This is a genomic window from Amycolatopsis sp. DSM 110486, from assembly GCF_019468465.1.
In the GTDB taxonomy this organism is placed as follows: Bacteria; Actinomycetota; Actinomycetes; order Mycobacteriales; family Pseudonocardiaceae; genus Amycolatopsis.
The window spans coordinates 530,430-550,561 of sequence record NZ_CP080519.1 but is presented as its reverse complement, the minus strand read 5'-3'; the positions used below and the strand labels follow the sequence as shown (position 1 = coordinate 550,561).

The 20,132-nt window shown below is 69.2% G+C and carries 21 protein-coding genes; 18 read left to right on the top strand and 3 right to left on the bottom strand.

Annotation, left to right across the window (positions count from 1 at the left end; all coding sequences use genetic code 11):
* Positions 1-154: 154 nt before the first annotated feature.
* Positions 155-934 (bottom strand): FadR/GntR family transcriptional regulator, encoded by a 780-nt coding sequence (locus K1T34_RS02745; protein ID WP_255638266.1) that lies wholly within the window; start codon positions 932-934, stop codon positions 155-157.
* Between the two features lie 327 nt (positions 935-1,261).
* On the opposite strand from K1T34_RS02745, the gene K1T34_RS02740 reads away from it, so the two are divergent.
* The 10 genes from K1T34_RS02740 to K1T34_RS02695 all read left to right on the top strand — a co-directional run bounded on the left by K1T34_RS02740 (position 1,262) and on the right by K1T34_RS02695 (position 12,752).
* Positions 1,262-2,629 carry an ABC transporter substrate-binding protein gene (locus K1T34_RS02740; protein WP_220242722.1) on the top strand — a complete coding sequence of 456 codons (1,368 nt, stop codon included), beginning with the start codon at positions 1,262-1,264 and terminating at the stop codon, positions 2,627-2,629.
* Positions 2,626-3,546 (top strand): carbohydrate ABC transporter permease, encoded by a 921-nt coding sequence (locus K1T34_RS02735; protein ID WP_255638265.1) that lies wholly within the window; start codon positions 2,626-2,628, stop codon positions 3,544-3,546. Before K1T34_RS02740 ends, K1T34_RS02735 begins: the two co-directional genes overlap by 4 nt.
* Positions 3,547-3,664: 118 nt before the next feature.
* Complete coding sequence (locus tag K1T34_RS02730) at positions 3,665-4,486, top strand: carbohydrate ABC transporter permease (protein ID WP_255638264.1); 822 nt, start codon at positions 3,665-3,667, stop codon at positions 4,484-4,486.
* A gap of 94 nt (positions 4,487-4,580) precedes the next feature.
* Positions 4,581-6,512: a hypothetical protein gene (locus tag K1T34_RS02725; protein ID WP_220242720.1), complete on the top strand. Its 1,932-nt coding sequence runs from the start codon at positions 4,581-4,583 to the stop codon at positions 6,510-6,512.
* Complete coding sequence (locus K1T34_RS02720; RefSeq protein WP_220242719.1) at positions 6,509-7,453, top strand: aldo/keto reductase; 945 nt, start codon at positions 6,509-6,511, stop codon at positions 7,451-7,453. The genes K1T34_RS02725 and K1T34_RS02720 overlap by 4 nt, the downstream gene beginning before the upstream one ends.
* Positions 7,450-8,310, top strand: a complete 861-nt coding sequence (locus K1T34_RS02715) for an amidohydrolase (RefSeq protein ID WP_220242718.1) — start codon at positions 7,450-7,452, stop codon at positions 8,308-8,310. The genes K1T34_RS02720 and K1T34_RS02715 overlap by 4 nt, the downstream gene beginning before the upstream one ends.
* The gene (locus K1T34_RS02710; protein ID WP_220242717.1) at positions 8,307-9,374 is read left to right on the top strand and encodes a zinc-binding dehydrogenase; all 1,068 of its coding nucleotides are present in this window, start codon (positions 8,307-8,309) and stop codon (positions 9,372-9,374) included. The genes K1T34_RS02715 and K1T34_RS02710 overlap by 4 nt, the downstream gene beginning before the upstream one ends.
* Positions 9,371-10,141, top strand: a complete 771-nt coding sequence (locus tag K1T34_RS02705) for an SDR family oxidoreductase (RefSeq protein WP_304504303.1) — start codon at positions 9,371-9,373, stop codon at positions 10,139-10,141. Before K1T34_RS02710 ends, K1T34_RS02705 begins: the two co-directional genes overlap by 4 nt.
* Positions 10,142-10,337: 196 nt before the next feature.
* A complete protein-coding gene (locus tag K1T34_RS02700; protein ID WP_220242716.1) occupies positions 10,338-12,329 on the top strand; it encodes a right-handed parallel beta-helix repeat-containing protein in 1,992 nt (663 codons plus the stop codon).
* A 174-nt stretch (positions 12,330-12,503) separates the two neighbouring features.
* Positions 12,504-12,752, top strand: coding sequence for a hypothetical protein (locus K1T34_RS02695; protein ID WP_220242715.1), 249 nt, complete (start codon positions 12,504-12,506; stop codon positions 12,750-12,752).
* A gap of 354 nt (positions 12,753-13,106) precedes the next feature.
* Here the strand turns inward: K1T34_RS02695 and K1T34_RS02690 are convergent, their stop codons facing one another.
* Positions 13,107-13,727: a TetR/AcrR family transcriptional regulator gene (locus K1T34_RS02690; RefSeq protein ID WP_220242714.1), complete on the bottom strand. Its 621-nt coding sequence runs from the start codon at positions 13,725-13,727 to the stop codon at positions 13,107-13,109.
* A 171-nt stretch (positions 13,728-13,898) separates the two neighbouring features.
* On the opposite strand from K1T34_RS02690, the gene K1T34_RS02685 reads away from it, so the two are divergent.
* From K1T34_RS02685 to K1T34_RS53040, 4 genes are all read left to right on the top strand, one after another.
* Complete coding sequence (locus K1T34_RS02685; RefSeq protein WP_220242713.1) at positions 13,899-15,224, top strand: erythromycin esterase family protein; 1,326 nt, start codon at positions 13,899-13,901, stop codon at positions 15,222-15,224.
* On the top strand, positions 15,221-15,718 hold the full coding sequence (locus K1T34_RS02680; protein ID WP_255638263.1) for a nitroreductase family deazaflavin-dependent oxidoreductase: 498 nt from the start codon (positions 15,221-15,223) through the stop codon (positions 15,716-15,718). The genes K1T34_RS02685 and K1T34_RS02680 overlap by 4 nt, the downstream gene beginning before the upstream one ends.
* Positions 15,719-15,819: 101 nt before the next feature.
* The gene (locus K1T34_RS53045) at positions 15,820-16,227 is read left to right on the top strand and encodes a transposase (RefSeq protein WP_255637899.1); all 408 of its coding nucleotides are present in this window, start codon (positions 15,820-15,822) and stop codon (positions 16,225-16,227) included.
* Positions 16,175-16,729 (top strand): IS5 family transposase, encoded by a 555-nt coding sequence (locus K1T34_RS53040; protein WP_255637898.1) that lies wholly within the window; start codon positions 16,175-16,177, stop codon positions 16,727-16,729. The genes K1T34_RS53045 and K1T34_RS53040 overlap by 53 nt, the downstream gene beginning before the upstream one ends.
* A gap of 130 nt (positions 16,730-16,859) precedes the next feature.
* Here the strand turns inward: K1T34_RS53040 and K1T34_RS02670 are convergent, their stop codons facing one another.
* A complete protein-coding gene (locus K1T34_RS02670; RefSeq protein ID WP_220242712.1) occupies positions 16,860-17,201 on the bottom strand; it encodes a hypothetical protein in 342 nt (113 codons plus the stop codon).
* A 429-nt stretch (positions 17,202-17,630) separates the two neighbouring features.
* Here K1T34_RS02670 and K1T34_RS02665 point away from each other — a divergent pair, with 429 nt between their 5' ends.
* From K1T34_RS02665 to K1T34_RS02650, 4 genes are read left to right on the top strand one after another with little or no spacing between them, the layout of a single operon-like run.
* Complete coding sequence (locus tag K1T34_RS02665) at positions 17,631-18,140, top strand: methylated-DNA--[protein]-cysteine S-methyltransferase (protein WP_220242711.1); 510 nt, start codon at positions 17,631-17,633, stop codon at positions 18,138-18,140.
* A 43-nt stretch (positions 18,141-18,183) separates the two neighbouring features.
* Entirely contained in the window at positions 18,184-18,681 is a 498-nt protein-coding gene (locus K1T34_RS02660; RefSeq protein WP_255638262.1) for an RNA polymerase sigma factor, read from the top strand.
* On the top strand, positions 18,678-19,292 hold the full coding sequence (locus K1T34_RS02655; protein ID WP_370643608.1) for a methylated-DNA--[protein]-cysteine S-methyltransferase: 615 nt from the start codon (positions 18,678-18,680) through the stop codon (positions 19,290-19,292). The genes K1T34_RS02660 and K1T34_RS02655 overlap by 4 nt, the downstream gene beginning before the upstream one ends.
* The gene (locus tag K1T34_RS02650; protein ID WP_220242710.1) at positions 19,289-20,023 is read left to right on the top strand and encodes a 2OG-Fe(II) oxygenase; all 735 of its coding nucleotides are present in this window, start codon (positions 19,289-19,291) and stop codon (positions 20,021-20,023) included. The genes K1T34_RS02655 and K1T34_RS02650 overlap by 4 nt, the downstream gene beginning before the upstream one ends.
* Positions 20,024-20,132: the final 109 nt, after the last annotated feature.

The window sequence follows — 20,132 nt, the reverse complement described above, 5'->3', positions numbered from 1 at the left end:
AACGCAGGCCGTGAGTTGCCCCGAAAAGCCGAGCCGTCACGCACCCCGGCCGGCCGAGGTCGAGGTTGCCGGGGTTCGGGTCACCGGCGGAACCGACGACTCCGCCGGTCGGTCAGCCGTGGGGGACGGCGCGGTGAGAGCCGAACCTCGCGCGTCAGCCGAACACCCGGCGCTGGATTTCCCGGCGGTAGTCCTCGAGGGTGTTGTCCAGGTGGACCGCGGCGGCCTGCGCGGCGGCCTCCGAGTCCCCGTCGCGGATCGCCTGGTAGATCGCGGCGTGTTCGTCGATCGCCTCGGCGGCGTGCCCGCCGACCGTGCCGCGCAGGCCGATCGTGCTGGACTGGTGCTGCAGCCGCCGGACTTCGCGGACGGCGGCCAGGAGGAACTGGTTGTGGGACGCGGCCGCGATGCCGAGGTGGAACTCGTCGTCCCCGCGGTCGAACAGCGCCGCCTCTCCGGTCAGGTGCCCTTCGCGGCAGGTTTCCGCGGCCGCTTCGATCGACCGGAGCTCCCCGGGGGTGGCCCGGGTCGCCGCCAGCCGGCTCGCGGTCATCTCCTGCACGCGGCGGAACTCGAAGAGCATGTAGACGTGATCGAGGTCGGTCGGCAGGAAAAAGCTGCCCCAGCGCGCCGAACCCAGCATGCCCTCGTCGTCGGCGACGTAGAGCCCGCGGCCCTTCTGCGCGCGCACGCGACCGATCGCGGAGAGGATCTTGACCGCTTCGCGCACGACCGTGCGGGACGTCCCCAGTCGTGTGGCCAGCTCGTTCTCGGTGGGCATGCGATCACCGGCCTGGAGTCGCAGCTCCGCGATGAGCTGGAGAATCTGCTCGGCGACGACCTCGTACCCGGGCCGGTACGCGGCCTGCGGCGGGGTCGCCGCCTGGTCGCCACCACTCGGATCGGGTTCGACCGGTGCGGGCACGCCGTCCACCCACTCGCCTCCTTCGTTTCGGTCACCGCGAGGGTACGACTTGATCCTCGCCGCCCTAAGGATCCTACACGTCGGCAGCGGATTGAGAAATAAGTACTACTCATTTTGTGGCTCAGGCTCGAGGTCTCCTTGAGGGAAACTGGCCCGCACCCCTTGACGGAAGGCTTGGTACGGGCTCTTATATAGCTCCGAAGCGACCGCCCGCACCGCGTGGTCTCGCTCACGGATCACAAGACTTGGGTGCGTAGATCGTGCCGAATGTGTCGGACATATATCCGACACATGGTTCGGGTAAACCTGCGGTCCCCACGATGGAGTGGAGTAGTCATGACAGCCAAAGCCGATGCCGCCGGCGCCAGGAGAGCAACCCACCGCCGCGCCCGGTTCGCGGGTCTCGCGCTGGGCGTCGCCGCCGTGCTGGCCGCGGTCGCCGCGTGCGGCAACGGCGGGACCGGATCCGGTGCGCAGAACGGGTTCCAGCCGGTGCAGCAGACGGGCGGGAAGCTCACCGTCTGGGTCGACTCGACGCGGCTGCCGGCCGCGCAGCTGTACCAGAAGGCGCATCCGGCGGTGAAGATGGACATCGTCACCTACGACGGCGACGCCAACGGTTCGAACTACCTGCAGACCAAGGTGAGCTTGTTCAACCGCACCCGCAGCGGCTGGCCGGACGTGGTCTTCAGCTCTCAGAACAACGAGGCCTCCTGGGCGGTGCAGGCGGGGTTCACCGCGCCGCTGAACAAGGGCTTGGTCCCCGACGCCACCCTGCGCGGGTGGACTCCGGGCGCCAACGACCCGTGCACGGTCGACGGCACGCTTTACTGCGTGCGCAACGATCTCGCGCAGACCGTGCTCTGGTACAACGCACCGCTGATGCGGCAGTGGGGCTATCAGGTGCCGAAGACCTGGGAGGAGTACCAGGCTCTGGGCAAACGCCTGGCCACCGAGCACCCGGGCTACCTCGTAGGGACGGCGGGGGACAACTTCACCCCGGAGATCTACCTGTGGGCGAGCAAGTGCGGCGCCAACCGGATCACCGGCCCCAAGGCGGTCAAGGTGGACACGACGAGCGCCGAGTGCACGCGGATGGCCGCGCTCCTCGACAGCCTCGTCCAGAACCACACCATGGCGACCAGCAGTGTCTTCAGCTCGGACTTCGACAAGAACTCCGCGGACAAGGTCCTCATGATGCCCGGGCCCTCGTGGTTCGGCAGCTCGATCTTCAACGAGGCGTTCAAGACGCCCGCGGGCCAGATCGCGGCCGCTCCGCTGCCGCAGTGGGCCGGGGACAACGCGCCTTCGGTCGGCAACGTCGGCGGTGGCACCTGGCTGCTGTCGGCCCACAGCGCCAACCTCAAGGACGCCGCCGATTTCCTCACGTGGGCGGCCACCTCCGACGAGTACCAGGGCAAGGTCTCACCAGGCTACCCGGCGTACGCGCCGGCAGCGAAGACTTGGCTCGCGAAGCAGGCGTCCAGTGGCTACTACTCGGGTGACATCACCGGGCCCTTGCAGACTGCGGCGGCGCAGGTGTGGCCGGGCTGGGGCTACGGCCAGTTCAGCCAGGAGGCGATCTGGGCCGCGACGGTCACCCCCGGGCTGACCGCGGGCAAGACGATCGTCTCGATGCTGCCGGACTGGCAGAAGGCCGTCACCGACTATGCGCGGTCCAACGGCTACGAGGTCAGTCAGTGAGCACCGCGTCCACCACCGCCCGCCCGGTCAGGAGCCCGTCGCGACGACGGCGGGCGACCTGGCCGGGCCGGGGCGGGCACCTGTTCGTCGCCGCGTATGTGGTGCTGCTGATCGCGTTCGGGGTCGTGCCGACGGTGTACGCGGTGTACTTCGCGTTCACCGACGCCGGCGACAACTTCGCGGGCCTGGCGAACTTCGTCGCGGCCGCCGGCGACTTCCGGTACCTGTCCGCCATCGGGCACGTGGCGCTGTACCTGGTGTGCTGGCTCGTGTCGCTGGTGGTGCTTGTGGTCGGGCTGGCTCTGGTGTTGCATCGCCTGCGCTCGGGCGGGGTGAGCCGGGTCCTGCGGTTCCTGTACTACATTCCGGGAGCGCTCGCCGGTGCGGCGAGTGTGATGGTCTGGTTGTTCGTGCTGGACCCGACGGTGAGCCCGGTGAGCTTCCTGATGCGTGCCTTGGGTTTCAGCACCTTCGGTCAGGTCGTGGCGCCGGGCCACCTGCCGGTGCTGTTCACCTTGATCGCGTTCTGGACCGGCGCGGGCGGCTGGATCGTGGTGATGTACGGAGCGTTGAACAACATCTCTCCCGATCTGCTGGAAGCCGCCCGGATCGACGGTGCGGGGGCGTGGCGCACGGCGTGGCACATCCAGATCCCGTTGCTGCGCAAGTGGATCGTCTACATGGCGATCCTGGCGTTCGCCGGCGGGACGCAGCTGTTCGTGGAACCGCAGCTGCTTTCGCAGGCCAGTGTCGGCGTCGCCGGCCGGGACTACTCGCTCAACCAGCTGTCCTACGACTTCGCCTTCCAGAACAACAACGTGAACACGGCCGCGGCCATCTCGGTCGAGCTGCTGCTGATCGGCCTCGTGGTCGCCGGTGTGTTCGTGGCCCGATCGGGGTTCTTCGATGCCGACTGACACCCGTATCCCGGCAGTGGCCACGACTTCGGCGGGAAGCGCCCGCTCATCCTCCGGGCGGCCGCGGCGCGGCCGTGGTGGCCGGCGGTGGCCGAACCCGCTGTCGGTTCTGGTGCTCGTGCTGTTTCTGGTGTTCTTCGTGCTCCCGGTCGTGTGGCTGTTGCTGGCGGCCACGAAGACCGACGACCAGCTCGTGCACGGCAACCCGTTGTCGTTCGGTTCGTGGCACGCGCTCGCCGAGAACTGGACCGCGCTGACCTCCTTCCAGGACAACGCGATCTTCCTGTGGCTGCGCAATTCCGCGGTGTACTCGTTCATCGCGCTGGCCATCACGTTGTGCGTCGCGATCCCGGCCGGGTACGCCCTCGCGATGAACCATTTCCGCGGCCGCCGTACCTTGCTGGTCGCGACCCTGGTGGTCATGCTGATGCCGAACGCGACCTTGGTGGTGCCGCTGTTCCTCGAGGTGAACGCCGTCCACCTCATCGGGTCGATGTGGTCGATCATCCTGCCGTACTCGTTCTACCCGTTCGGGGTGTACCTGACCTACATCTACTTCAGCACCTCGCTGCCGCGTGATCTGGTCGCTGCGGCGGAGCTCGACGGGTGTTCGCAGTTCGGCGTGTTCCGGCACATCGCCCTGCCACTGGCGATGCCGGTGGTGGCGCTCGTCGGCTTCTTCAGCTTCGTCGCCAACTGGACCAACTACTTCCTGCCCTACGTCCTGCTACCGGAGAGCGACCAGTTCCCCGTCCAGGTGGGCCTGGGCACCCTGCTCAACGCGGTCCCGCAGTTCAACCCCACCGTCGGCACCGCCGCGGTGCAACGCCCGGAGCTGGCGCTGGCGACGTTGCTGGCGATCACGCCGGTCCTGCTCGTCTTCCTGTTCTCGCAACGCTTCCTGGTCGCAGGAATGCTCGCCGGCGCGACGAAGGAATAACCCACCCGGCTCGACGCGGAACCACCGTCCACGCGCGCGGCGGCACTTCGGGTGCCGTCCGCGGGTGGCGGCCGCCCCCGAATGGAGATCTTCGATGTTTCCCGTCATCACGGCCTCGGTACCGCTGCTCGAACCCCCGGGCTGGGCGATCGCGCAGCGCGAGCTGTTCGACCTGCTCGACACGGCTTGGCGCCAGTTCGCGCGTGACTACACCGGCCCGGACGGGCGGCTCGTCTACCGGGGCGGTCTCACCACGCGCGACGGGGTGGACGACTTCTACGAAACCTTCTTCAACTGGCCCCAGCTCTACCTGCTCGGCGGGGCCGACGACCTGCTCGGCGAGGCGGAGCGGCACTGGGCGGGTGTCACCCGTCAGCTGACCGAGCTGGGCATGCTGAGCGAGGAGTACGAACGCGGCTACGACTGGTTCCACCAAGGCGAAAGCCTGCTGCTGCTGTACTTCCTGTGCATGGCCGCGCCCGAGCGGTGGCGCGAGCGTGCGGTGCGGTTCGCCGAGCTGTACGTCGATCCGGCCCACGGCAACTACGACCCCGAGCACCGCATCATCCGGCGTCCCCACAACGGCAGCGATCCGGGGCGCGAAGGGCTCTTCGACGGCGACTCGTACCCGTGGCTGCCCCAGGAAGCGCGGATGTACGGCTTCCCCCTGGATTGGCTCGTGCCGACGGGTGCCGAGCAGCCGACGACGGATCCCGATCCCCGGCTGGGCGAGCAGATGCGCCGCCGGATGGGGGTGGGGGACACCGCGGTCAACCTCGCCGTGTCCGGGCTGGTCTTCAACGCCCTGCTGCTGTCCGGCGACCGCCGCTACGGCGACTGGCTCGCCGACTACGTGGGTGCCTGGCGCGAACGGGCGGCCGCCAACGGCGGTGTCCTGCCCGACAACGTCGCTCCCGACGGCACGGTCGGCGGCCTGCTGGAGGGCCGCTGGTACGGCGGGCACTACGGCTGGTCGTGGCCGCACGGGTGGTACAGCGTGGGGCACGCCGCGATCGTCGCCGCGCTGTCCGCGGCGACGGCCACCGGCGATGACGGCTACACCGACCTCGTGCGGCCCGCCTTGGACACGATCATCGGCCAGGGCAAGGTCATGGCCTTCACCGACGCCGACTCCAGCCTGGAGTCGAAGTGGACGGTGCAGCTGGGCCCGGACGTCGACACGCCCACGCTGCACGTGCCCTACCGCTACGGTGACCACGGGTGGTTCGACCACAACCCGATACTGATGGGCGTGCCGGCCGCGCTGTGGCACCACTCCGGGTCCCGGGACGACCGCGAGCGCCTCGAACGGCTGCGCGCCGCCGCCGGCCACGATTGGCGAACGGTGCGCTCCTTCCGCAGCAAGGAAGAGGCCGGGCACGAGGAGCCGTGGTTCGCGTACCTGTCCGGCGACAATCCCGACTACCCCGAGCGGATCCTCGCGGCGGCCCAGGCCCAGGTACGGCACCGGCTGGCGCGGATGGAGCGCTACCGAGGCCTCGACGTCCCCGAGGCCGACATCCACCTCTGGCAGCAATCGAACCCGGTCGTCACCGAAGCGCTGGTCCAGCTCACCTGGGGAGGTCCGCAGGTCGTCTACAACGGCGGACTGCAGCAGGCCCGCGTGCGTTACTACGACGCGAACGCCCGCCGCCCGGGTCTGCCCCCGTCGGTCGCGGCGCTCGTCTCGCGCATCGAGCCGGAGGAAACGGTGGTCGAGCTCGTCAACCTCGACCCGCTGGCGACCCGGTCGGTGATCGTGCAGGCCGGCGCGTTCGCCGAGCACCACATCCGGACGGCGCGCCACAGTGTCTGCGACGACCCGTCGTGGATCGGCGACATGTACGACTACGGCCACCGCGAACCGGTCGTGACGTCCTCGTCGATCGCTCCTGACGGTCCCTGGCTGCAAGTCGAGCTGCCCCCGTCCACTCGCATCAGCCTGACGTTGGAGCTGGAGTTGCGGGCCTGCACCCCGTCTTACGTTTCGCCCTTCGAGGCCGGGCCGGCGAGCGGGTCCGCATGAACCGCACCACCCTCGGCCACACCGGGCTCACGGTCTCCCGGCTGGGTTTCGGCGCCGCGCCGCTGGGCCGGCTGGCCGCCCCGGCTCGCCAACGCGGCATCGACGCCGTGCACACGGCGCTCGAGCTGGGCATCACCTTCTTCGACGTGTCGCCCTTCTACGGGGAGACAGTCGCGGAAACCGTTCTGGGACAAGCGTTGCGCGGTGTCGAGCGGTCCGCCTACGTGCTGGCCACCAAGGTCGGCCGCTACGGACAGGCCGACTTCGACTTCAGCGGTGATCGGGTCACGCGCAGCGTGCACGAAAGCCTGGCGCGGCTCGATGCCGGCCACCTCGATCTCGTGCAGTGCCACGACATCGAGTTCGGCGACCTCGACCAGGTGATCGGCGAAACGCTGCCCGCCCTGCGGGCTTTGCAGGAGACGGGGCTGGTGCGCGCGGTCGGGATCACCGGCTTTCCCTTGCCGGCACTCGCGTACGTCGCCGAACGAGCCCCGGTCGACACGATCATCTCCTACTGCCAGTACACGCTGCAGAACCGGCGGCTCGCCGCGTGGCGCGAGCGCTTCGAACGCTTCGGCACCGCCGTGCTCAATGCGGCTCCGCTGGCGATGGGCGCGCTGACGCAACAGGGCGCACCGCCTTGGCACCCCGCACCAAAGGAGGTGCTGCAGCGGTGCGCCGAAGCCGCGGCGGTGTGCCGGGAGCGTGGGGCGGACCTGGCGCGCGTGGCTCTGCAGTACGCGGTGAGCACCGGGGACTTCCCGGTCACGATCGTCGGCGCCGCGGACCCGGACGAGGTGCGGCGGGACGTCCGCTGGCTGACCGAGCCCCTCGACGAGAGCCTGGTGCGCGAAGTCGAGGCCTGCCTCGAACCCGTCCGCGACCGCGGGTGGGTCAACGGGCGCCCGGAGAACCAGCATCCGGGGGAGTGGCCGTGACGGCAGCTCTCTCGATCCTCGACTCCCACGTGCACTTCTGGGATCCGCGCCGGATGCGTTACCCGTGGCTCGACGACGTCGCCGAGCTCGACCGTGCCCGTACCCCCGAGCACTTCCCGGGCCGGGCAGAGGTCATCGTCGTCGAGGCCGGCCGGGTGCCCGACGGCGCCGCCGCCGAGATCGCGTGGATCCGGCAGGAGTCGCGCCGGCACCCGCGGATCCGCGGAATCGTCGCCCACGTCGAAATCGGGAATCCCGCGCGGGCGCGAGAGCTCGTCGAAGAGCACGATCCGTTTGTCGTCGGGGTGCGGCGCAACGCGCAGGACGAACCGCCCGGCTTCCTCGACGACCACGACTTCCGCGCGGGAGCCCGCTTGCTGGGTGAGGCCGGCCTGCCGTTCGACGCCTGCGTCCGCGCGCACCAGCTGCCGGAACTGACCGAACTCGCCACCGCCTGCCCGCGGACCACGATAGTCCTGGACCACCTCGGAAAACCCGCACCGGGAGGACCCGGCTACGACCGGTGGCGCCGGGACCTGCGGCGGCTGGCCCGGCGCGACAACGTGCTCTGCAAACTGTCCGGCCTGGCCACCGAAACCACACCGGGTACCGACCGCGGCGCCGTGGTCGACGCGCTGCGCGAAGCGCTCGACGTGTTCGGCCCCGGCCGCTGCCTCTACGGCAGCGACTGGCCGGTGCTGACGCTGGCCACCGAGTACGCCGCGTGGCTCGACCTCGTTCACACGGCACTCGCCGCTCATCCGGCCGCCGCGGCCGAAGCCGTCTTCCACGACAACGCGGCCCGGGCCTACCGGGTGCGCAGCGCCGCGCAGGGACCACGAAAGGACCCCGAATGACCTCCCCGACACGCGCTACCGCCGCCCGCCGGGTCGCCTACGGCGGCGCCCGCGCCCTGGTCGTCGAGCGGACCGAAACCGAGCCACCCGCGCCCGGCCACGTCCGGGTCGACGTGGCCTACACCGGGATCTGCGGAACCGACCTGCACATCTTCCACGGCGACATGGACGGCCGGGTCCCGCCGGGCGCCGTGATCGGACACGAGATGTCCGGCCGGGTCGCCGAGGTCGGCGCCGGGGTGACGGGCTGGCGGCCCGGCGACCCCGTCACGGTGCTGCCGTTGCGGTGGTGCGGTGACTGCCCCGCCTGCCGGGCGGGCCACACCCACGTGTGCCACCGCCTGGTCTTCCTGGGCATCGACGCGTCCGGTGCCCTGCAGAACAGCTGGACGGTGCCCGCGGACACGCTCGTGCCGCTGCCACATGACCTCCGGCTCGACCACGCGGCACTCGTCGAGCCGACCGCGGTCGCCGTGCACGACGTGCGGCGTGCCCAGCTGCGCCAGGGCGAGCACGCGCTCGTCGTCGGCGGGGGACCGATCGGCGTGCTCATCGCGCTCGTCGCGCGCCGGGCGGGCGCGTCGGTCGTGCTGGCCGAGCCCGACGCGTACCGGCGGTCCGTCGCCGAGGGACTGGGCCTCACCGCGCTCGACCCCGCGGCCGACGACTTCGCGGGCACCCTCGGGCAGTGGACGGGCGGCGCCGGCGCCGCGGTGGCGTTCGAGGTGTCCGGCGCGGCGGCGGGCGTGGCCACGGCGGTCGACGCGCTGGCCACGAGGGGTCGGCTCGTCCAGGTGGCGATCCACCCGGTGGCCCGCGAGGTGGACCTGCACCGGTTCTTCTGGCGGGAACTCACCTTGCTCGGCGCGCGGCTGTACGAACGCGAGGACTTCACCGCCGCGGTCGACCTGCTCACTGAAGGAGTGATCCCGGCCGAAAGGTTGATCTCTCGGATCGAACCGCTCGAGCGCGTCACAGAGGCCTTCACCGCACTGGAAAGCGGTGCCGGCGTGATGAAGGTGCTCGTCGACTGCCGGACCGGCGCGGGGCAGGAGGCACGGTGACCGGCTTGTCCGCCTTCGACCTCACCGGCAAGCTCGCGGTGGTCACCGGGGCCCGCCGCGGGATCGGCCTCGGCATGGCCGAGGCGCTGGCCGCCGCCGGTGCGGACATCGTGGCCGTCAGCGCGCACCAGGAGCCGTCCGGCAGCGAGGTCGAGGCACGCGTGACCGCGCTCGGCCGCCGCTGCACCGCGCTGAGCGCCGACTTCGCCGACCGGGCGGCCGTCGCGGATCTGGCGGCAGCGCTCGCCGGTCTCGACCGGCCCGTGGACATCCTGGTCAACAACGCCGGCACCATCGCCCGCGCCCCGGCGGCCGAACACTCCGACGCCGACTGGGACCGGGTGCTCACCGTCGATCTCACGAGCCAGTTTGCGCTCACCCGTGCCGTGGGCGCAGGCATGATCGAGCGCGGCCGGGGCAAGATCGTGTTCACCGCCTCGTTGCTGAGTTTCCAGGGCGGCATCAACGTGCCCGGCTACGCCGCGGCCAAGTCGGGCATCGCCGGGCTCACCCGTGCGCTGGCCAATGAGTGGGCGAGCCGGGGCGTGAACGTCAACGCCATCGTCCCCGGCTACGTCGAGACCGACAACACCCAGGCGCTGCGCGCCGATCCCGAACGCTTCGCCGCCATCCTCGACCGCATTCCCGCCGGCCGGTGGGCGCGGCCCGAGGATTTCGCAGGTGTGGCCGTCTTTCTCGCCTCCTCGGCGTCGGACTACGTGCACGGCGCCCTCATCCCGGTCGACGGCGGATGGCTGGGCCGATGAACCCCGCCCGCGCGGCGCGGGCCTGATCCTCCCGCGAGCCACCGCGACGAAAGGCCGACGATGCCGTCCGGCTTCTTCGAACACCGCGTTCCGCGTCCGCGAGGACCACCGGTTCACGCCGGCCGAGCGCTACTCCGGTTCGCTCGCCGGCCGTCCTCGCGAACTCCTCCGTTCCCCTCCACAAAGGATGGTGCACATGCGTCACACCGCAAGAGCAGTGCTGACGGCCCTCGCCGTCTCGGCCGCGGCCGTCGCGGTCGCGCCCGGCGCGCAGGCGGCCGGACCGCCCGGTTTCACGATCGTCGTCGCGCCGAACGGCAACGACCACAACCCGGGCAGCGCCGGCCGCCCCCTCGCCTCGCTGCAGAAGGCCCAGAAACTGGCTCGCGACCTCGTCGGCCGGGCGAACGTGACCGTCGAGCTCGCCGGTGGCACGTACCGGCTGACGGCCCCCCTCACGTTCACCGCCGAGGACTCCGGCCGAAACGGCCACACCATCACGTGGCAGGCCCGCCCCGGCCAGGCCCCGGTGCTGTCCGGCGGACAGGCCGTGACCGGCTGGAAGCTGCACGACCCGGCGGCGAACATCTACGTCGCCGACACCCCGAAGGGCGTGGACACGCGCCAGCTCGCCGTCGACGGCGCACTCGCGCCGCGGGCCGCGATCACCATCGCCCGCAGCGACGTCGCGGTCACCACGACCGGGCTGTCCATCGTGAACCCGGCGCTCGACTACCTGGCCACCTTGCCCGACCAGAACCGGATCGAGGTGGAGAGCCAGAACTCCTTCACCGACCGGTACGCGCCGGTGCAGCACATCAGCGGCACCACGATCACCATGCAGCAACCCGCGTGGAACAACAACAATTGGGGTTACGACACGCTCGCGCACCCGTTCGCGGGAGGCACGCTGCAGCTGGAGAACTCGTACTCGTTCCTGAAGACCGCCGGGCAGTGGTACCTCGATCCCCAGGCCGGGAAGCTCTACTACAAGGCCGCCCCCGGCCAGACCCCGGCGCACAGCGACGTGGAACTGCCGCGCCTCAGCTCGTTGGTCCGGCTGAGCGGTACGCAGGCCCAGCCCATCCACGACCTCACCTTCCGCGGCCTGAGCTTCGAGCACACCACCTGGCTGCAGCCCGGCACCGCGGTGGGTTACGCCGACCAGCAGAGCGGCACGTTCATCACCGGCACCTACCCGCAGCCGGCGGACGTCCTCACGTCCTGTCAGCTCGGGTGTCCCCAGTTCGAGGCCACGCGCAACGGCTGGAACCAGGTGCCTGCCGCCGTCCAGGTCTCGGCCGCTCGCAACATCTCGTTCGTGGGCAACACGTTCGCCCACCTCGGCCAGGTGGCGCTCGGCATCGGCAACGACGCGAACGCCCACGCCTCCGGTATCGGCCTCGGCGCGTCGGGGATCACCGTGCAGCACAACACCTTCACCGACGACTCCGGCTCCGGCATCGTCGTCGGCGGGGTGCAACCCGACGCGCATCACCCGCGTAACCCGGCGATGACGAACAAGGACATCACCATCACCGACAACCTCGTGACCGACGTCGCGCGGGACTACAAGGACATGGCCGGCATCCTGAGCACCTACGTCACCCACGCCGTGATCGAGCACAACGAGGTGTCCGACCTCGCCTACGACGGCATCGACGTCGGCTGGGGCTGGGGCGCCAACGATCGCGGTGGCAGCCAGGACTATCGCAACCGCGGTCTGTACGACTATCAGCCGGTGTACACCACACCCACCACGCTGAAGGACACCGTGGTGCGCGGCAACCTCGTCCACGGCACCAAGAAGGTCTTCCACGACGGCGGGAGCATCTACAACCTCTCCGCCGACCCGGGCGCCATGATCGACGACAACTACATCTACGACAACCACAGCACGGTCGGGCTGTACCTCGATGAGGGCTCGCGCTACGTGAGCCTGTCGCACAACGTGATCCAGGACGCCGGCGTCTGGGCGTTCACCAACGCGAGCTCCACCAACAACACCAACGACAACACCTTCACCGGCAACTGGTACAACACCGGCGCCACCCAGGTCGCGACCGGCTCCCCGCACAACAACGTGCTCGACGGCAACGTCCACCTCACCGACGGGACCTGGCCCCCGGCGGCGCAAGCGGTGATGGAAAACGCCGGCATCCGCCCGAACCCCGGCGCCTCGTCCTGACACCGAACGGCATTTCCGTCACACGCCGACCGTAACCGGCACACCGCGACGCCCGGGACAGACTCCGCTCTGGGGATCTCTCCCGGGCGTTACGGCGTTCTCCGCCGCGCCGGACAGTTCGGTGGCATCAAGCACCTGCTGATCGACCTGGACTTCCGCGTCGACGACCACGGCATGGACGGCCCGTTCCGATTCTCGCTGGTGACGGCGGACTGGGAAGTCTCTTACTCGGCAGACTTCGGGCCTGGAGGTGCGTGGTACCGGGCCGAAAGCGAGGATGCGCACGTCTGCCCGCGCTCGGCCCGCGATACAGGCGCACCACGCGCAGATTGGCTGAACGACAACAAACCGACACTCTTCCTGTCCGGCGACCGGATGCTGAGTCTCAGGGATGTCGGATCCGAGGGCGATGCGCCCGCATGACCGGAACTGACGACATACGCTTGAGCTGTGATCAACTGGCGCAACACCACCCACGAATGGGTCAGCACAGTGGACACCGCACACCTCAAGGCCCGTCCGCTCCGCGCCAGCGGAGTCACAGCCGTCGCTGGGGACCGCAGGGGCGTCGGTCCATCCTGTTGCGCAGATCCTGGTTCGGTTCGCCCGCTGTATCGCAGTGTTCGCCTGACGGTGGCAGGCGAAGAAGTGCTTCAAATGCGCGAAGTCCGAGCCTGGCGCGGCGACGTGCTTTACCGGACTACGGGATGTCGCGAAGTACGTAGCCGCGTGCCGGTCGAGATTCGATCGTCGTGTTTGGTTGAGATCTCGGAGGGATCAGTCCGGATCTGGCGCGGCGGCGAGGTGGTCGACGCCGAGGACGCGGCTTAGGGAGCGGCGGAGTGCGCGGAGAGCGTCGTCGGCGTTCATCCGGTTGGCTCTGACTTCGTCGCCTGCAGCGTGGGCGAGGGCGAGGAAGGTCGCTACCAGCCAGGTGGCTGGTAGCCGGGGGTCGAACGCGCCCTCGTCTTGGCCCCGGGTGATCAACTGCTGCAGGCGGTCGAGGATCGGTTGGTGCTGCTTGCGGGTGGCCTCGCCAGTGGCTTGCGTGGACGGGATCTCGGGCAGGTGATGGCGATTCCCGGTCTGCCACGCGACGGTGAGCAGGCGGTCGAGCGCCGCCGCGGGGGAACCGTGGTCGATGTCGGCGGCGTCGATGGCTGCGACGACATCGGTCAGGGCGCGCTGCTCGACAGCGTGGATGAGGGCCGCTCGGGACGGGTAGTGCGTGTAGACGGTCTGGCGGGCGACGCCGGCGGCGGTCGCGATCTCGGTCATGCTGGCGCGGGGGCGGTCGCGCAGGATGATCACCGCCGCGTCGAGGATCGTCGCAATGCTGCGCTCGGCGTCTGCCCGGCGATGCTGCCGCGGTGAATGATGAACTGCGTTTGTGGACATCACTGTCAATGTTAGCAGCCCGCCGCGTGTTTCTGAGGGGTCGGTGGCGCACGACAGAATCAGGCGAAGGATCCCACAAGCCAGGGAATAGTCCGGACTGGAACGCGCCGAAGAGCAAGGATGGAGAATTCCGGGGTGGCAGTAACTTTGACAGCTCTGTAACATGTCGAGATGAAGCTCGACAGCATGGGGTTCGCCGACTGGGTGCGTTCGCACGCCCTGTCACTGGACACCCTCGATCCCCACGCCGGCCTGGACGACCTCGAACCTGTGCGCGAGTTCATCGGCAACGCCCGCGTCGTCGCCATCGGTGAGGCCGCGCACCATGTCCGGGAGTTCTCCCTGGTGCGGCACCGGTTGCTGCGCTTCCTGGCGGAACGCTGTGGTTTCACCGTGCTCGCGGTCGAGGCCCCTACCGTCGGGGCAGACGCGATCGACGCCTGGCTGCACGGCGGAGCCGGAACCGTGGCCGAGATCGCCTCCCGCGCCAGCATGGTGGGTCTGCTGGAGTCCCGCGAGGTGCACGACCTGCTGGCCTGGATCCGCGCACACAACCGCACCGCGTCCCGTCCACTGCGGTGGATCGGTACCGTGCCTGGCGGAGGATCGCCGCTGCCCGAGCTCGAGGCGGCCGCGGGCCATCTGCGGTCAGCCGACCCCGATGCGCTGCCGCTACTGGAGCAGGCAGCCGAGCGCGCGCGAAAGTATCACGACAGCGAGATCTTCACGACGCTGAGCCGCTACGCGGCCCTGGAACCGGCCGACCAGGACGCCCTGACCGCCACGCTGAGCCGCCTGCGGTTCCGGCTTGAGACGATGGCCGCCAGCCAGCGCGGCACGCATCGCGAGCAGGAGCACGCCGCGGCGCTGCGGCATCTCGGCTTCGCGTGGCGTCTGGACCACTTCCACCGCGACGTCGCTGGACGTGGCCTCCCCGTGGGCTCGGCCGCCCTCGACGAATGCATGGCCGAGGAGGTCCTGCAGCTCCTCGACGACGAGCCGGAGACCCGAGTCGTGCTTGCCCTGCACAACGTGCACATCCGCAAGGTGCCTCATGCAGGTCCCGCCGGGCTGTTCCCCGCCGGCTACCACCTCGCCCAAGCTCTCGGCGACGACTACCGGGCCATCGCCGTCACCGGCGGTCACGGCCGAACCGCCCGCGTCCGCCCCGCCCCCGAACGCGTCCCCGGGTTTGAGGTCTCCGATGTCCCGCTGCCGTCGCTCACCGAGCGTGCCATCGAGAACGCGTTCGTGAGCCAAACCGCACTCACCATCGCCATCCTCAGCGCCGCCCGCCGCGACATCAACGACGCCGAATCCTTCCAGCAGACACGAATGGAGGACTACTTCATGGACGTCCCCGTCTTCGACGCCTTCGACGCGATCGCCCACACCCCCCTCATCAGTTGCAACGACTACGTCGCCACCCACTCATCACGCCGGGCCGGCGCCGAGCCACCACCCCGGAATCAGCCCACCCTCGAGGAGTTCCGATGAGTACTGCGTCTACCCACCCGACGTCCGCGTCGTCGCGGCTGAAGGATGTGTTCTACAAAGCGGCGACGAAGATGCATGCTGCCGTGTTCATGAGGTCCAGCGGACGGGTGTTCGGCCACGCCATGGGCATGCCGGTGGTCGGATTGGTGACGATCGGCAGGAAGTCAGGGCAGCGGCGGATCACGACACTCGCCGCACCGATCGTCGACGACGACCGCGTCGTCCTGGTGGCCTCATTCGGAGGCGACGACCGGCACCCGGCCTGGTACCACAACCTTCGCGCCAACCCCGACGTCCAGGTCACACTGCGCGGCACGACGCGGCCGATGGTCGCGCGCACCGCCGCGGGAGACGAGAGGACGACGCTCTGGGAGAGGATCGTCTCGGTGTACCCCGGGTACGAACGGTACCAACAGCGCACCGCTCGCCGGATCCCCGTCGTCATCCTGGAACCGGTGGACGCGTCGGGCCGGCCTCGTGCCGGATCGCGGTGACGTCCCGCTCAGCCTCGTCGAACACCTCCACTCCAACGGATCGATCAGCGATGGAGTGAGGACTAGGGCGTGTCTGACAAACATCGTCTGTGGCAGCTGGGATGCTGTCGGTCGTGTCGCGGTTTCAGTTGCTGTCAGACGAGCAGTGGGCGTTGATCAAAGACTTGTTGCCGGCGCGGACCGGTAAGCGGGGTCGTCCGTTTTCGGATGCGCGGGCGATGGTGGAGGGGATCGTCTACCGATATCGGTGTGGGATCGCGTGGCGGGACGTGCCCGAGGTGTTTGGTTCGTGGCAGACGATCTGGACCTGGCATCGCCGGATGGCGGGGGACGGCACGTGGGACATGGTGCTGCAGCGGCTGCTCACCGCCGCGGACGCGGCCGGGCAGATCGACTGGGCGGTGTCGGTGGATTCCACGATCGCGCGGGCGCATCAGCACGCCACCAACGTCAGGCGTGTCACGGGGGGCTGGGTCGAATTACACGGATCTGCTCGCCGAGCCGCCTGATCACGCGATCGGCCGCTCCCGCGGAGGCTGGAGCACCAAAGTTCACCACCTCGTCGACGGCAACGGGCGGCCGCTGGTAGCTCTGGTCGGGCCCGGCCAAGCCGGGGACGCGCCGATGTTTCCGCACCTGATGCGACATCTGCGCGTCGCTCGAATGGGGCGTGGCCGGGCGCGCACCCGTCCCGACCGGGTCCGGGGCGACAAGGCCTACTCCTCGCGAGCGATCCGCGGGCACTTGCGCACCCGCGGCATCACCGCCGTGATCCCCGAACCTGCCGATCAGGTCGGGCACCGCGCACGGCGGGGTTCACGAGGCGGCCGCCCACCAGCGTTCGACCCGGTCGACTACCAAGGCCGCAACGTCGTCGAACGCGGCTTCAACCTGCTCAAACAATGGCGCGGCCTGGCCACCCGCTTCGACAAGTTGGCCATCGTCTACCGCTCCGCAGTAGTCCTCCATGCCGTGATCACCTGGACCAAGGCTTTGTCAGACATGCCCTAGTCCGAGCACGGATTCTGCCGGATAGAGCGGATGGTGCTTCCCAGCCCGTCGTCGCCGCGACGGTGTGGGTTCTGCTCGGGGTGGCAGGCAGGGGGTGCGTCCAGAAGCGCTCAGCGTGGCTTGTCTTTTATTATCGGGTCGGTTTGGGTCGTTCGGCGCGAACGAGTTCGCCAGTTTCCTGTCGAATGAACACTTCGGTCGTTTGCTCGAACGACCAAGCTGACGCTTCATCGAAGGTGTCAGCTTCGAACATGTCCAGAATTTCGCCATTGCGCTCTTCGGACCAGTTCGCAGTCCACGGCCGACGTCCGATAGGCGGCAAGATCGTTATGAAGCCAGCGGTACGAGCGCGGAAGGCAGGGCCGTCAGGTGATGTGCCTGCGTCCGCCGTACCGGAGCCCAGCGGCGTGTAAGAACCACCCAGTTGGTCTTCCCTGAAGAAGCGTTGATGAGGTGTTTCGCGGCTGCCCACTGCCGCACACTACCGCCTGCGAGTCAAGATTGGCGGTAATTTGGGTGATAATGGCCGGTCGCCAGACGGTGGAGTGTCGCGAAGGTCAATCTTCGCGGTCACGGTTTTTCCGTCGGCTACTCGGAGGACGGCGAATCCGTCGACGTCGATCGGCCGTTCCGACCGGACGACGGCGTGTATGCCGAAGGAAATCGCTGTGCACGCCGTTGACCAGCCTGCGTACCAACATCGCCTGCTGGCCCGCAGCGAGCACACCGGCCGTCCGCTGGCGGAGGCGCAGCGCGCCTGCACGCTGGTCCGGCTGAAGGTGCAGCCTCGTCGTGCTCGCCCAGGACGTACGCGAGCGGGCTTCAGCGTCGATCGCGGTAAGAGGCCATCTCACGTTTTGTACGCGGCGGTCGTCTACGGGGCGGAGGAGAGGAGGCAGGAATGAGCATCCGACACGTCGTCGTCGAGACAGGGCTCGGACCGGTCACGCTGGTGGCCCGGGGTGAGGCTGTCACCGGCCTGTATTTCAGCCGTCATGTCGGCCGGCCTTCGCCGGAGGCGTTCGGCCCGGAGGCGGTTGTTTCGGCGGATCCGCTGCTGGGCGAGGCGGCCCGGCAGTTGCGGGAGTATCTGGCCGGCGAACGGTGGGAATTCGATCTTCCGTTCGCTGCCGAGGGCGATGCGTTCCAGCACGCTGTGTGGGACATCGTGAAGGCCATTCACTGCGGCGAGACGACCACCTACGGCCGGATCGCCGAGCAGCTGGGCGGCCGCGACCTCGCGCGAGACGTCGGGAAGGCCGTCGGCGCGAACCCGTTGTGTGTGTTCGTGCCGTGCCACCGCGTGGTCGGCTCCACCGGCTCGCTCACCGGGTACGCCGGCGGATTGCGGCGGAAGCGGGCGTTGCTGGAACACGAGCAGTCCCGGGTCCGTGTGGGACGCTCGTCGTGACCGGCGATCTCACAGCGGCTACGTCGAATTCGTCTTCAGTGGGATGGACATGCAGCTGCCTTTCGAGCAAATAGTCGCGCGGCACGGCGCAACCGTGGTGCGGGTCTGCCGGGTCGTCCTCGGTCCGCACGATGCGGAGGACGCGTGGTCGGAGACCTTCCTTTCCGCCATGCGCGCCTATCCCGACCTGCCGGAGACGGCGAACGTCGAGGCGTGGCTCGTGACGATCGCGCACCGCAAGGCCATCGATCTGCTGCGTGCGGCGAAGCGGAATCCGCTGCCGGTCGGGGAGGTCCCGGAGGTGCCGACAACGCTGGGCATTCCTGATCTGGAGGATCGGGACCTCTGGGCCGCGGTGGGTGGTCTGCCGGTGAAACAGCGTCAAGCCGTGGCGTACCGCTACGTCGGGGGTCTGGCGTACGCCGAGATCGCGGAGATTCTCGGCGGTTCCGTCGACGCGGCGCGCAGAGCCGCTGCCGACGGGCTGAAGAACCTCAGAAAGAACCGTCCGGGCGCGATCACGAGAGGAGCATCGTCATGAACGACATTCGCAACGAAGACGACATGGTCGCGCTGCTGTCGACGCCCGTGGACGCCGATCTTCTCGATCGGCTGCACCGTCGGTTGGCGAATGAGGCCGAGCTGGCCGGCCTGCTCGATGTCGCGTACTCCACCGTCGACTCGCCGGTGGGCAAGCTGCTGCTCGCCGCGACGCCGGCGGGTGTGGTCCGCGTGGCATTCGCCAGCGAGGACCACGACCGGGTGCTGGAAGTCCTCGGCCAGAAGGTGAGCTCGCGCATCCTGCGCGCTCCGAAACGGCTGGACCCGGTCGCACGCGAGATCGACGAGTATTTCGCCAAAGTCCGCCGGGCCTTCGACGTGCCCCTCGATCTGTCGCTGTCGCGCGGATTCCGGCGGCTCGTGCAGACGCATCTGCCCGAAATCGGTTACGGCCAGACCCGCAGTTACCGGGACATGGCCGAGCTCGTCGGCAACCCGAAGGCCGTCCGCGCGGTCGGCACCGCCTGCGCGACCAACCCGTTGCCGATCGTCGTCCCGTGTCACCGCGTGCTGCGTTCCGACGGCACGCTCGGCGGGTACATCGGCGGGCTCGAAGCCAAGACGGCACTGTTGAAGCTGGAGGCGGCATGAGCGCTGCACGGCGGAAGACCGGCGACCGCTGGCGTGACCGGGTCGAGTCGGGAGACTGGACGGCGATCACCGCCGAGGTCAACGAGTACGGCGGGGCACTGCTGCCCCGGCTGCTGGCCCCGGAGGAGACCGAGGAGATCAGAAAGCTGTACGAGCAGGACGACCTGTTCCGCAGCACTGTCGACATGGGCCGGCATCGCTTCGGCCGGGGCGAGTACCGGTACTTCCACGCGCCGTACCCGGAGCCGATCGAGCGGCTCAAGCAGGCGTTGTACCCGCGCCTGCTGCCTATCGCCCGCGACTGGTGGACCAAGCTGGGCCGGCCCGCGCCCTGGCCGGACACGCTCGACGAGTGGCTCCGGATGTGCCACGACGCCGGCCAGGCGAAGTCCACCGCGATCCTGCTCCGCTACGCCGAGAAGGACTGGAACGCCCTCCACCGCGACCTGTACGGCGACCTGGTGTTCCCGCTGCAGGTCGTGATCAACCTCAACGAGCCGGGCGTGGACCACACCGGTGGGGAATTCCTGCTGCTGGAACAGCGTCCTCGTGCCCAGTCGCGGGGCACGGCCACCCTGCTGCCGCACGGTCACGGCTATCTGTTCACCACCCGCGACCGGCCGGTCGAATCCGCTCGCGGCTGGTCGGCCGCACCGGTCCGGCACGGCGTGTCCGCCATCAGATCGGGCGAACGGCACACCCTCGCGCTCGTCTTCCACGACGCAGCATGATCGACGAGGCGAAGACCTACCTGCTCGGACCAGACGGCCTCCCGTGCCAGTCGCCGGTCAAGGCGGCGTGGGGCGGCCACCGCAAAGCGAAGATCCACGGGCGGCTCGA

Bases quoted from the DNA above. Each gene is read 5' to 3' on its own strand.
- K1T34_RS02740 (WP_220242722.1), top strand. From the start codon at position 1,262: ATGACAGCCAAAGCCGATGCCGCCGGCGCCAGGAGAGCAACCCACCGC.
- K1T34_RS02725 (WP_220242720.1), top strand. From the start codon at position 4,581: ATGTTTCCCGTCATCACGGCCTCGGTACCGCTGCTCGAACCCCCGGGC.
- K1T34_RS02720 (WP_220242719.1), top strand. From the start codon at position 6,509: ATGAACCGCACCACCCTCGGCCACACCGGGCTCACGGTCTCCCGGCTG.
- K1T34_RS02710 (WP_220242717.1), top strand. From the start codon at position 8,307: ATGACCTCCCCGACACGCGCTACCGCCGCCCGCCGGGTCGCCTACGGC.
- K1T34_RS02700 (WP_220242716.1), top strand. From the start codon at position 10,338: ATGCGTCACACCGCAAGAGCAGTGCTGACGGCCCTCGCCGTCTCGGCC.
- K1T34_RS02695 (WP_220242715.1), top strand. From the start codon at position 12,504: ATGGACGGCCCGTTCCGATTCTCGCTGGTGACGGCGGACTGGGAAGTC.
- K1T34_RS02690 (WP_220242714.1), bottom strand. From the start codon at position 13,727: ATGTCCACAAACGCAGTTCATCATTCACCGCGGCAGCATCGCCGGGCA.
- K1T34_RS02685 (WP_220242713.1), top strand. From the start codon at position 13,899: ATGAAGCTCGACAGCATGGGGTTCGCCGACTGGGTGCGTTCGCACGCC.
- K1T34_RS02680 (WP_255638263.1), top strand. From the start codon at position 15,221: ATGAGTACTGCGTCTACCCACCCGACGTCCGCGTCGTCGCGGCTGAAG.
- K1T34_RS53045 (WP_255637899.1), top strand. From the start codon at position 15,820: ATGCTGTCGGTCGTGTCGCGGTTTCAGTTGCTGTCAGACGAGCAGTGG.
- K1T34_RS02665 (WP_220242711.1), top strand. From the start codon at position 17,631: ATGAGCATCCGACACGTCGTCGTCGAGACAGGGCTCGGACCGGTCACG.
- K1T34_RS02660 (WP_255638262.1), top strand. From the start codon at position 18,184: ATGGACATGCAGCTGCCTTTCGAGCAAATAGTCGCGCGGCACGGCGCA.
- K1T34_RS02655 (WP_370643608.1), top strand. From the start codon at position 18,678: ATGAACGACATTCGCAACGAAGACGACATGGTCGCGCTGCTGTCGACG.
- K1T34_RS02650 (WP_220242710.1), top strand. From the start codon at position 19,289: ATGAGCGCTGCACGGCGGAAGACCGGCGACCGCTGGCGTGACCGGGTC.